This is a genomic window from Tardiphaga sp. 37S4, assembly GCF_021044645.1.
Classification (GTDB): Bacteria; Pseudomonadota; Alphaproteobacteria; order Rhizobiales; family Xanthobacteraceae; genus Tardiphaga; species Tardiphaga robiniae.
In genome coordinates this window covers 5,290,707-5,300,793 of the sequence record NZ_CP088008.1, presented here as the reverse complement: position 1 = coordinate 5,300,793, position 10,087 = coordinate 5,290,707, and the positions used below count along the sequence as shown (strand labels likewise).

Sequence of the window (10,087 nt, the reverse complement as noted above, 5' to 3'; positions counted from 1 at the left end):
GGAAAGGTGACGGGAGTCGCAGGAAACTCAGGCGACGCTGGCGAGGAACGCATCTTCCGCGGCGCGCACGGCGTCGGGCGTGCCGACATGCATCCAGACGCCTTCCATGCGCAGTCCGAACAGGCGCTCCTGCTCGTTGGCCTTATCGAACAGTTTGGTCAGCGAAAATTCACCGGATGGCGCATCCTTGAACAGCGCCGGTGACAGGATCGCGACACCGGCATAGACGAACGGCACCACCTGATTCTCCTTGCGGCGACGCAGCGCACCATCGGTGAGCATCGCGTAGTCGCCGCAGCCGGCATAGCCGATGCTGTTGGCGGTCGGCGCCATCAGCAGCAGGATGTCCATACGTGCGGGATCGAAGGCCTCCGCAAGACGCGCGAGATTCGGCTGCACGCCGTCAATCCACATCGTGTCGGCATTGAGATGATAGAACGGCTCGGAGCCGAGCAGCGGCAGCGCCTTCACCACGGCACCGCCAGTGCCGAGCACCTGATCGCGCTCATCGGAAATGGTGATCTTCGGTTCGGTGCGCGTCGCGACATGATCGATGATCTGGTCGGGCAGGTAATGCACATTGACGACGGCTTCGGTCACGCCAGCAGCGGCGAGCTTGTCGAGCACGTGATCCAGCAGCGGCTGTCCTGCGACAGGGACCAGCGGCTTCGGCAAGTTGTCGGTGAGCGGTCGCATACGCAGGCCGAGACCGGCGGCGAGAACCATTGCTTTGGTGGGTTTTACGGACATAGCGACATTGGCCTTGGTAGAATGATGGGCCTTGATGGAATCGTTCTTGAATTTTTGAGCTGAAATGATGGTAGCACGGCGGCGTGTCGCATGCATGAACCTATCGAGTCGAGCCATAATGGGCCGAGATGACGCGGATGCGACAATTACACCCGCCTGCACAGTCACGTTTCTGCCTCCTGCGTCTCGGAACGTTTCGTCTTTTTCTTTTTGTCGTTGGGTTTGAGAAAATTCACACCAATCTGGTCGCCATTGACCCAGCCGAGTTCGCAGCGGCGATAGGCAAGTCCGGTTGATGAGAGCAGAAGGAAGAATTCCTTCAGGTTCAATCCTTCGACAGAACCATCGACGGTGAGCTTGGCGCCGGTCTCGGAAATATCTTCCATGATGCAGGAGCGACGCCAGGTGCCGTCGATGCCCATCATGTGCGCAGGAAAGCCGCGCTCGAAAACGACCCGATCTCCGGCACGCCGCTCCGTCATGACACGTCCCTTGTCCAGTACGCCAAGCCCCGCACGTGCAGGGCTCAAGCGCAGGATAGAGCGTGTGCGACTAATAAGTAGTTAAGGAAGTGTTAGAGTGTGAGTCGATCAGCGGGACCAACGACTCCGTCATTGCGAGCCGGCAAAATTGCTCTTGCAATCCAGAAGGCAACAAGCGAGGGCTGGATTGCTTCGTCGCAAGGGCTCCTCGCAATGACGACGCAGAGGTCGTAATTCGTCTCGGAAGGAAGGGCCTCTAACCGCGGGGCGGTGGTACATGCGCCGCATACCACTGCTGGAACGGCGCCAGCGTCGGATGCGCCAGCGAGCGGTTGAGATAGGTCCAGATCCGTGGCTGGTGCTTGAGATAATGCGGCTTGCCGTCGCGGCGGTTGAGCCGTGCAAATGTACCAAGCAGTCGCGTGTTTCGCTGTGCCGACATGATTGCATAGAGCTCGGCAAAAGCCGCGGCATCGAAAGCGGGATCGGTCGCGCGCCGCGCCTTGATGTAGCGCGTCAGCATGGTCAGCTCCAGATGCTCGGGCACGTCGATACGCGCGTCCTGCAGCAGCGAGACGAGATCATAGGCGGCGGGGCCGAGCACCGTGTCCTGGAAATCGATTACACCGACCTTGTTGATGCCCTCGCGATCGTCGAGCCAGATGATATTCGGCGAATGGAAGTCGCGCAGTACCCAGGTCTTTGGCGCCGCAGCGGGTTTCGCCAGCAGCGCGCGCCACATCATGACAAATTCAGTGCGTGCGTCATCTGCGAGCGGCGCGTCGCGGTCCGGCAGATACCATTCCGGCATCAGGTCGATCTCGACCAGCAATGCATCCGTGTCGAAGACGGGAATGGCGTAATCGACATGCGGCAACAGCGGCAGCGTCTCCGGCAGCGTCTTGCCGTGCAGCATTGCGAGCATATCGGTTGCGGCCTGATAGCGCTCGGCGATCGGCGCAGGTGGCTCGCCTTCGGTCACCGGCACCGTGCCGAAATCTTCGGTGATCAGGAAACCCGCATCGAGATCGGCATGATGAATCGCTGGCGCGGAGATCCCCTGCGCGCGCAAACCGTTCGCAATGGCGACGAACGGTCTGACGTCCTCCGCCAGATGCACCGCTGCGCTGTAGGACTTGCCGTCATAGACCGGCGCACCATCCGGCCGCTTCGGCGCATTCATCAGGATGAAGACGTCATCACCGCGGATTAGCCGCGCATAGGAGCGCGTCGATGCATCGCCGGCCATGCGCTGTCTGATAGCATCGAGATAGCGCGCCTCTTCGAGAAATTCACGCAGTGCTTTCAGGCGCAGAACGACCGATGCGGCCTTGCCATGACCGGTGATCTCCGCGGCACGCGCCACGGAGCCCAGTGCCGGACGATGGCTGAGCGCAATATCGATACGATCCGGCGGCAGCGTACCATCGGCGCGCTCCGGCCATTCGATCAGCGCGACTACGTCGTCCGGCAACGGCGATAGGCCGATCTCCTCGAGTTCGCTCGCGTCGTTGATACGATAAAGATCGGCATGGATGAGAGGATACGACGGCAGGTCATAGCTCTGCGCCAGCGTGAAGGTCGGGCTCGGCACTTCGAGTTCAGAATCGCTGGCGAGATAGCGGATCATCGCACGTGCCGCGGCCGTCTTGCCGGCGCCGAGATCGCCCGAGAGGGTGATGACATCGCCGGGGCCGATCAGCAGAGCGAGGTCGGCCATCAATTGCGCAGTGGCGGCCTCATTTGCGAGCGCCAGCGAAAATGTGTAGGGCTCGTTTATGATGGGTTCGCTCATTCGGCAGCGTTGCGATGCGCGGTCTGGTCGATGGGGAAGTCGCAGCTGACGGTGGTGCCCTTGCCGACTGCGGAATCGACGCGAACCTTGCCGCCATGCAACTCGACGAAGGAGCGCACCAGCGACAGGCCGAGTCCTGCGCCGCGATGACGCGAGCCATTGGCGTGGCTTTCGAACCAGTCGAACACCTTGTCCTTCACCTCGGGCGGAATGCCGGGGCCGCGATCGGTGACGGTGAAGGTGATGGTGTGTTCGGATCGTCGCGCGGTCAGCGTGATTGCAGCATCATGCGGCGAGAAGCCGACGGCATTGGCGAGCAAATTGTACAGCACCTGCACAACGCGGCTTTCGTCGCCGGTAAAGCTGCCGATGGCGGGGTCGACGTCGATCCGCAGCGCGATGCGGTCGCGCACCAGGCGATCCTGAATGCCTTCGGCCGCCGCCGAGATGGTCTTGCGGATATCGATCGGGCCGAGATTCAGCGTCATCGCGCCGGCATCGATGGTGGCGAGATCCAGAATATTATTGATGATCGCCAGCAGCGCGCCGGTCGAGGTGGTGATGTAATCGAGATATTCGGCCTGCTTCGGCATCAACGGGCCGGTCACGGGATCGCTGAGCAGATGCGCGAAGCCGATGATCGTGGTCAGCGGCGAGCGCAGTTCGTAGGAGACGTGGTGGACGAAATCCACCTTCATCTGGTCGGCCGTCTCCAGCGCCTCGTTACGCTCGCGCAGCGCGCGCTCGACATTCTCGGCGTCCGAAATGTCCTGGAAGGTCAGCATGGTCGCGCCGTCGGGCAGCGGCATGGTCATGCAGGCCAGCACGCTGCCGTCCTTGCGCTCGAGCTTGAGCGGAACAGACTTGCGATTGTCGATCCCGGTAATCGCGCTGCGGATCGCCTGCCATGTCGGAGTGTCGTCGAACAATGGCCGGCACCAGGTTTCGACCATTTCAATATGCGGACGCTGCTCCAGCGCTTCGTCCGACAGCTTCCACATCTTGGCAAAAGCCGGATTGAACAGTTGCGCGCGGCCGTTGCTGCCAAACACGGCGACGGCTTCGGCAAGATTGTCGAGCGTTTCGCGCTGAACACGGATCAGGCCATCGAAGCGCCGTGCCAGTTCGAGGCTCTCGGTGACATCGTCGAACAGATAGGTGACGCCGCCCTCGGGATTCGGCGTGGTGACGATCGAGAGCGCGCGACCATCCGGCAGATACCAGACGTCTTTATGGGCTTCGACGGCACGATAGGCCTCGTGCAGCTTGGCCTTCCAGGCGCGGAAGTCGGGCTGCTCCGGCAGTTTTCGCGCAGCACGGAGACGGTCGAGCACACTGGAATCGTCGGGATTGCCATCGAGGAAGGTGCGGTCGAGATCCCACAGCCGGCGATAGGAGTCGTTGTAGAAGGCGAGGCGGCGCTGGCCGTCGAATACGGCGACGCCCGACGACAGTTGATCGAGCGTGCGGCGATGCGCTTCGGCCATCCGCACCAAGGCGGCTGATAGCGCGGCAGCCTCGCTGGCGTCGATGGCCATGCCGGCGCTGCCGCTGGCGACCTTGGCGGCGTGGACGTCGAAGATGCGGCGTTCACCGGAGATCACGATCGGCACACGCGCGGCAAATGGCTGGTTGTCGTTCAGCGCACGCGCCAGACTGCTGCGGTCATCGCTATCCAGCAGTTCCAGGTTGCGACCGACCGCATCGCCCGTATCAGTCGCTTCAGTCGCACGCGCATAGGCCGCATTGACGAAGCTCAATCGGCCATCGGCCTGCTTGGCCCAGATCGGCCATGGCGCGGCATTGGCGAAGCCGCGGAGAATTTCGGCTTCTTCCGCGAGTTCCTTGTGACGCAGCGAGACTTCGGCGAGCTCGCGGCGCAAACCGCTCAATTCGCGAATCCGGACAATGGCCTGACCGCCGATGGCGCGACCCATCGCCTCGATGGCGCGGCCGCTCGAGGTCGTCAGATTCAGCACAAAGCCTTCGCCGGCATCGAGCAGTGCGTCGACGGCGTGATCCATCCGCAGCGCGGGTTCCGGCGGCAGCCATGTTCCGAACGCGAGAATGCGCTGCGGCTGATGCTGCTGCGGGTCCTGCGACATCATCAATGCGGTGTCGCCGGAGATATCGGGACGGGTTTCGCCTGCGGCCCAGGCGATCAGAACCTGCGGCTCAGTGAACAGCAGGGCGCGAAAGCGGTCGGATTCGACCTGCAGCGTATGTAGCTCCGCGCGCAGCTTCGCCTCGGTCTTGGCCGAGCGAATACGATTGTGCATCAACAGGATGGCGGAAACGACGGAGAAGCCGAGCACCGCTGTGGCGGTCGTCAGCGCGGCGATTTCCTGGCGATTGAGATCGAGTAGATTGGCGAGCGTCTGGGTAATGAAGGGTGCGTCAGCGGCCGACGCCGAGGAGGTGGCCAGAAGTGCAGACGCACTGATGCCGACAAGCCCGTCGCGCACTATGGAAGTGCACGACAGCAAGGTCCGACGCATCGCCGCGATCACGCCTGACATCATTCGCCCCAAACCGCACGTCTTCCCGACCAGCCCCTCACCGATCGCGAATCGTTCGACAATATCCGCTTCGGGAGTCGCCGGGTAAGAGTCCAGACCGTGAACGCAGAGTCCCCGGTTAAAAAATGCAGGCGTGTTTGATTCAAATGCTGCGCGATGTGACGAAATACGCGCTAGCGGCCGGTGGATCCGAAGCCACCGCTGCCGCGTTCGGTCTCGCTGAGCGCCGCGACTACCACAAGTTCCGCATGCGTGACCGGCGCGATCACCATCTGGGCGATTCGCTCGCCGCGTTTGATCGTGAAATCCGCGGGGCCGTGATTGATCAGCAGCACGCCAATCTCGCCGCGGTAATCGGCGTCGATGGTGCCCGGTGAATTCAGCACGGTGATGCCGTGCTTGGCGGCAAGGCCCGAGCGCGGGCGCACCTGCGCCTCAAAGCCCGGCGGCAGCGCGATGGTCAGCGCGGTCGGCACCAGCGCATATTTGCCGCTGGCGAGAATCATCGGTTGGTCTTCGGGAACCGCGGCGAGCAGATCGAGGCCGGCAGCATGCGCGGTCTGATAGGCCGGTAGCGCGAGGCCAGCGCCATGCGGGAGCTGCTGGACGTCGACCTGAACGGGGATGGCAGCGCTCATGATTGGTCTTTCGTGGATTGCGTCGATTTATTTGATGTCACCGCGTCGGCGATTCGCGCGACCAGGGTCGTCGCGACCTGTTCCTTGCTCATCGGCGCCCACGAATCAACGGCGATATCCGCGCTGTCCGTGCTGCGCGTCAGTAGATGCACTGTATTGTTGTCGCCACCCATGATGCCGGTGGCGGGCGATACGTCATTGGCGACGATCCAGTCGCAGCCCTTGCGCGCGATCTTGGCTTTGGCGTTGTCGATCAGGTGCTCGGTTTCGGCGGCGAAACCGATCACCAGGGGTGGACGATGTTCGGGGAGTTTCGAGATCGTCGCGAGGATGTCGGGATTTTCCGTGAGCTGCAGCGGCGCCATCGCAGCACCGGCGGTCTTCTTCAGCTTCTGGGCGCCTTCATTGACGACGCGCCAGTCGGCCACGGCCGCGGCGAAGATCGCGATGTCGACGGGCAGTGCCGCCTGAACCGCAGCGAGCATCTCGCGCGCGGATTCGACATGCGTCATCGACACGCCCGGCACCTCGTCGAGATCGACCGGGCCCGACACGAGAATGACCTCGGCGCCTGCTGCCCGTGCCGCGGCGGCAATCGCATAGCCCTGTTTGCCGGACGAGCGATTGGCGATGTAGCGCACCGGATCGATCGGCTCATGCGTCGGGCCCGCAGTGATCAGCACGCGCTTGCCGGCCAGTGGCTTCGGCATGGGTGGCCGCAGGAATGTGTGAGCGGCAATCGCGATCTCGGTCGGTTCCGCCATGCGGCCGATGCCGGCTTCGTTGCGTTCGGCCATCTCGCCGGCATTCGGCCCGATCATTCTTACGCCGTCACGCTGCAATTGCGCGACGTTGCGGCGCGTCGCGGCGTTATTCCACATCAGCGGATTCATCGCCGGCGCGATCAGGATCGGTTTGTCGGTGGCCAGGAGAATCGCAGAGGCCAGATCATCGGCAAGGCCATTGGCCATCTTCGCCATCAAGTCCGCCGTCGCAGGTGCCACAACAATGAGATCGCATTCACGCGCAAGGCGAATATGCCCGGCATCGAATTCGCTCTGTGGATCGAACAGGTCGGTATAGGCGCGCTCGTTGGACAGCGCGCTGGCGGCCAGCGGCGTGACGAATTGCTGCGCGGCGCGGGTCAGTACCACGCGGACATGGATCTGCCGCTCCTTCAGCCGGCGGATCAGATCGAGTGATTTATAGGCCGCGATGCCGCCGCCGATGATCAGCGTGACGCGGAGCTGATCGCCGATGTTTTTCAAGGGCCTAGGTGAGTTTTCGGGGCCTGGCGCGTCTTGCGGAGCTCTTGCGTCAGTCGTGAGGCCGTCTTGCGACGCCTGGCGCAAAATGACCCGCACCTCGTCCTCAACCGACCGTCCGTTGCGGGCGGCACGCAGCCGCAATTCATCGCGAATGGAGTCGTCGAGCTTGCGGATCGTCAGGCTGGCCATGAGGCGTCTCGCGCTATTCTGATGGCAATGCTAGCATAAAATGCCGGCACTGCAATCAGTCTTAGCGAATCGAGAGCAGCAGTCCCAGAAACGACAGGGCGATCACCCAGACGCCAACCGTGCGCCAGCGGAGCTGCTTGGCCCGTGCCCGCGCGATGGCGGCGATGGTCGCGTCGTCGAGCCTGACGCCGTCGCGGGTCATGGTCTCCAACTGTTCCAGCACCGTCAGCGCCCGTGTTGCCAGGGCCGGCAGACTGCCGGCGACCTTGCCGAGTTCGCCGGCGCCGGCGAGCGCACCCTGAATCTTGCCCAATGGGCCGAGATTGCGCTCGATCCATTCGCGGACGACGGGATCGGCGACCTTCCAGATGTCGAGCTTGGGATCGAAGCTTCGCGCGACGCCTTCGACCACGACCATGGTCTTCTGCAGCAGGATCAATTCCGGCCGCGTGCGCATATCAAAGAGGCCGGTGACCTCAAGCAGCAGCGTCAGCAGCTTGGCCATCGAGATTTCTTCGGCCGTGCGATTGTGAATCGGCTCGCCGATGGCACGGATCGCCTGCGCGAAATTTTCTACTGAATGGTGACCGGGCACATAGCCGGCCTCGAAGTGGACTTCGGCGACGCGGCGATAGTTGCGGGTGATGAAGCCCAGCAGAATCTCCGCGAGGAAGCGGCGCTCCTTCAGACCGAGCCGGCCCATGATGCCGAAGTCGACGGCGACGAGGCGGCCGTCAGGATCGAGGAACAGATTGCCGGGGTGCATGTCGGCATGGAAGAAGCCGTCACGCAGCGCATGGCGCAGGAAGCTCTGGATCACCTTGCGGCCAAGGTCCGGCAGATCGACGTTGGATTCTTCCAGGCCCTTGTGATCGTTCAGCGCGATGCCGTCGATCCATTCCATCGTCAGCACATTGTGCGAGGTACGATCCCAGTCCACTTCCGGCACGCGGAAATCCGAATCGTTGCGGGTGTTCTCCGCCATCTCGGAGAGTGCTGCGGCTTCGAGCCGAAGATCCATCTCCATCGCCACCGAGCGCGACATGGTGGTGATGATCTCGATCAGGCGAAGGCGCCGCGCTTCGGAAAAATGCTCTTCGGCCTTGTGGGCGACGTAAGCGAAATCGCCGAGGTCGCGGCGGAATTGCGCGGCGACATTCGGGCGCAGCACTTTCACGGCGTAGACCTTGCGGACACCATCCTTGTCGATCTCGGCGCGATGCACCTGTGCGATCGAGGCCGCGGCGACCGGCGGACTGAAGCTCGCATAGAGCTGCGCCACAGGGCGCTCCAGCGAAGCGGCGACGACACCTTCGGCTTCGGTCAGGGAGAACGGCGGAAGCCGGTCCTGCAGGCTTTCGAGATCGCGCGCCATGGCGACGCCGACCACGTCGGGTCGTGTCGCGAGAAACTGGCCGAGCTTGAGATAGGCAGGTCCCAGCCGGGTCAGCGCGCGCGACAGCCGCGCGCCCGATTTCGCGCCGGGCCGCTCAATGAGCCGCGCCATGCGTAGCGCGAGCTGTCCCGGCGGCGGCACCAGCGAGGGATCGACGACGCCGAACACGCCTTCGCGCGCAAACACGAAACCGGCGCGGGCCAGCCGCGCCATATGATTGAGTGCAGAGATCACAAACGCCAGCCCGAATGCAGCGCGACGATGCCGCCCGAGAGGAGTTCGTATTTCACGCGGGAGAAGCCGGCCTCGCGGATCATGTCGGCGAAAATTGGCGGCTTCGGAAACTTGCGGATCGATTCGACGAGATACTGATAGGATTCGGAATCGCCGGTGACGGCCTTGCCGAGCGGCGGGATGACCTTGAACGAAAACAGGTCATAGATCTTGTCGAGGCCGGGCACATCCACGGTCGAGAATTCGAGACAGAGAAAACGGCTGCCCGGCTTCAGCACGCGATAGGCCTCAGCGAGCGCGCGGTCGATGCGCGGCACGTTGCGGATGCCGAAGGCGATCGTATAGGCGTCATAGCTCTTGTCGGCGAATGGCAACTCTTCTGCATTGCCCTCGACGAAGGAGACCTGATGTTCGAGATGGTGGGAAATGGCGCGCTCGCGGCCGACATCGAGCATGCCGGTGTTGATGTCGCAGACCGTCGCCGAGAAGCCGAGGCCCGACGCCTTGGCGGCGCGGAAGGAAATGTCGCCGGTGCCGCCGGCGACATCGAGCAGGGCAAACGGCGCGTCCGAGCGTGGCGGGTTGAGCTGGTTAATCATCACGTCCTTCCAGACGCGATGCATGCCGCCGGACATCAGATCGTTCATCAGGTCGTAGCGCCGGGCCACGCTGTGGAACACATCGTTCACCAGCGTCTGCTTGTCGCCTACGGGGACGTCCCTGAAGCCGAAATGGGTGGTTTCGCCCGGCTGATCCATCGTTTTCATCTCAAAAGCCTCATCGCGGCGGACCATAGCGCGCCTGCGGCAATGGGGC

8 protein-coding genes are annotated in these 10,087 nt (G+C 62.9%); all 8 read right to left on the bottom strand.

The features are described 5' to 3' along the window. Positions 1-27: 27 nt before the first annotated feature. Positions 28-750 (bottom strand): nucleotidyltransferase family protein, encoded by a 723-nt coding sequence (locus LPB73_RS25105; RefSeq protein WP_120288093.1) that lies wholly within the window; start codon positions 748-750, stop codon positions 28-30. Between the two features lie 164 nt (positions 751-914). Next, complete coding sequence (locus LPB73_RS25100) at positions 915-1,232, bottom strand: PilZ domain-containing protein (protein WP_068734110.1); 318 nt, start codon at positions 1,230-1,232, stop codon at positions 915-917. Positions 1,233-1,488: 256 nt separating this feature from the next. Then, positions 1,489-3,012 (bottom strand): tRNA (adenosine(37)-N6)-threonylcarbamoyltransferase complex ATPase subunit type 1 TsaE, encoded by a 1,524-nt coding sequence (gene tsaE, locus LPB73_RS25095; protein WP_231081249.1) that lies wholly within the window; start codon positions 3,010-3,012, stop codon positions 1,489-1,491. A gap of 11 nt (positions 3,013-3,023) precedes the next feature. Further along, positions 3,024-5,546 (bottom strand): ATP-binding protein, encoded by a 2,523-nt coding sequence (locus tag LPB73_RS25090; RefSeq protein ID WP_231078575.1) that lies wholly within the window; start codon positions 5,544-5,546, stop codon positions 3,024-3,026. A gap of 173 nt (positions 5,547-5,719) precedes the next feature. Beyond that, complete coding sequence (gene dut, locus LPB73_RS25085) at positions 5,720-6,184, bottom strand: dUTP diphosphatase (protein WP_231078574.1); 465 nt, start codon at positions 6,182-6,184, stop codon at positions 5,720-5,722. Further along, the gene (gene coaBC / locus LPB73_RS25080; protein ID WP_231078573.1) at positions 6,181-7,641 is read right to left on the bottom strand and encodes a bifunctional phosphopantothenoylcysteine decarboxylase/phosphopantothenate--cysteine ligase CoaBC; all 1,461 of its coding nucleotides are present in this window, start codon (positions 7,639-7,641) and stop codon (positions 6,181-6,183) included. Before coaBC ends, dut begins: the two co-directional genes overlap by 4 nt. 61 nt (positions 7,642-7,702) lie before the next feature. Further along, positions 7,703-9,271 carry a 2-polyprenylphenol 6-hydroxylase gene (ubiB, locus tag LPB73_RS25075; protein ID WP_093757889.1) on the bottom strand — a complete coding sequence of 523 codons (1,569 nt, stop codon included), beginning with the start codon at positions 9,269-9,271 and terminating at the stop codon, positions 7,703-7,705. Then, positions 9,268-10,029 carry a bifunctional demethylmenaquinone methyltransferase/2-methoxy-6-polyprenyl-1,4-benzoquinol methylase UbiE gene (ubiE, locus tag LPB73_RS25070; RefSeq protein ID WP_231081248.1) on the bottom strand — a complete coding sequence of 254 codons (762 nt, stop codon included), beginning with the start codon at positions 10,027-10,029 and terminating at the stop codon, positions 9,268-9,270. The genes ubiB and ubiE overlap by 4 nt, the downstream gene beginning before the upstream one ends. Between the last annotated feature and the right edge of the window lie 58 nt (positions 10,030-10,087).

What these genes read in the sequence shown, in the direction of transcription:
- ubiE (WP_231081248.1), bottom strand. Translation starts at nt 10,029, where the DNA reads ATGGATCAGCCGGGCGAAACCACCCATTTCGGCTTCAGGGACGTCCCC.
- coaBC (WP_231078573.1), bottom strand. Translation starts at nt 7,641, where the DNA reads ATGGCCAGCCTGACGATCCGCAAGCTCGACGACTCCATTCGCGATGAA.
- LPB73_RS25090 (WP_231078575.1), bottom strand. Translation starts at nt 5,546, where the DNA reads ATGTCAGGCGTGATCGCGGCGATGCGTCGGACCTTGCTGTCGTGCACT.
- LPB73_RS25100 (WP_068734110.1), bottom strand. Translation starts at nt 1,232, where the DNA reads ATGACGGAGCGGCGTGCCGGAGATCGGGTCGTTTTCGAGCGCGGCTTT.
- LPB73_RS25105 (WP_120288093.1), bottom strand. Translation starts at nt 750, where the DNA reads ATGTCCGTAAAACCCACCAAAGCAATGGTTCTCGCCGCCGGTCTCGGC.
- dut (WP_231078574.1), bottom strand. Translation starts at nt 6,184, where the DNA reads ATGAGCGCTGCCATCCCCGTTCAGGTCGACGTCCAGCAGCTCCCGCAT.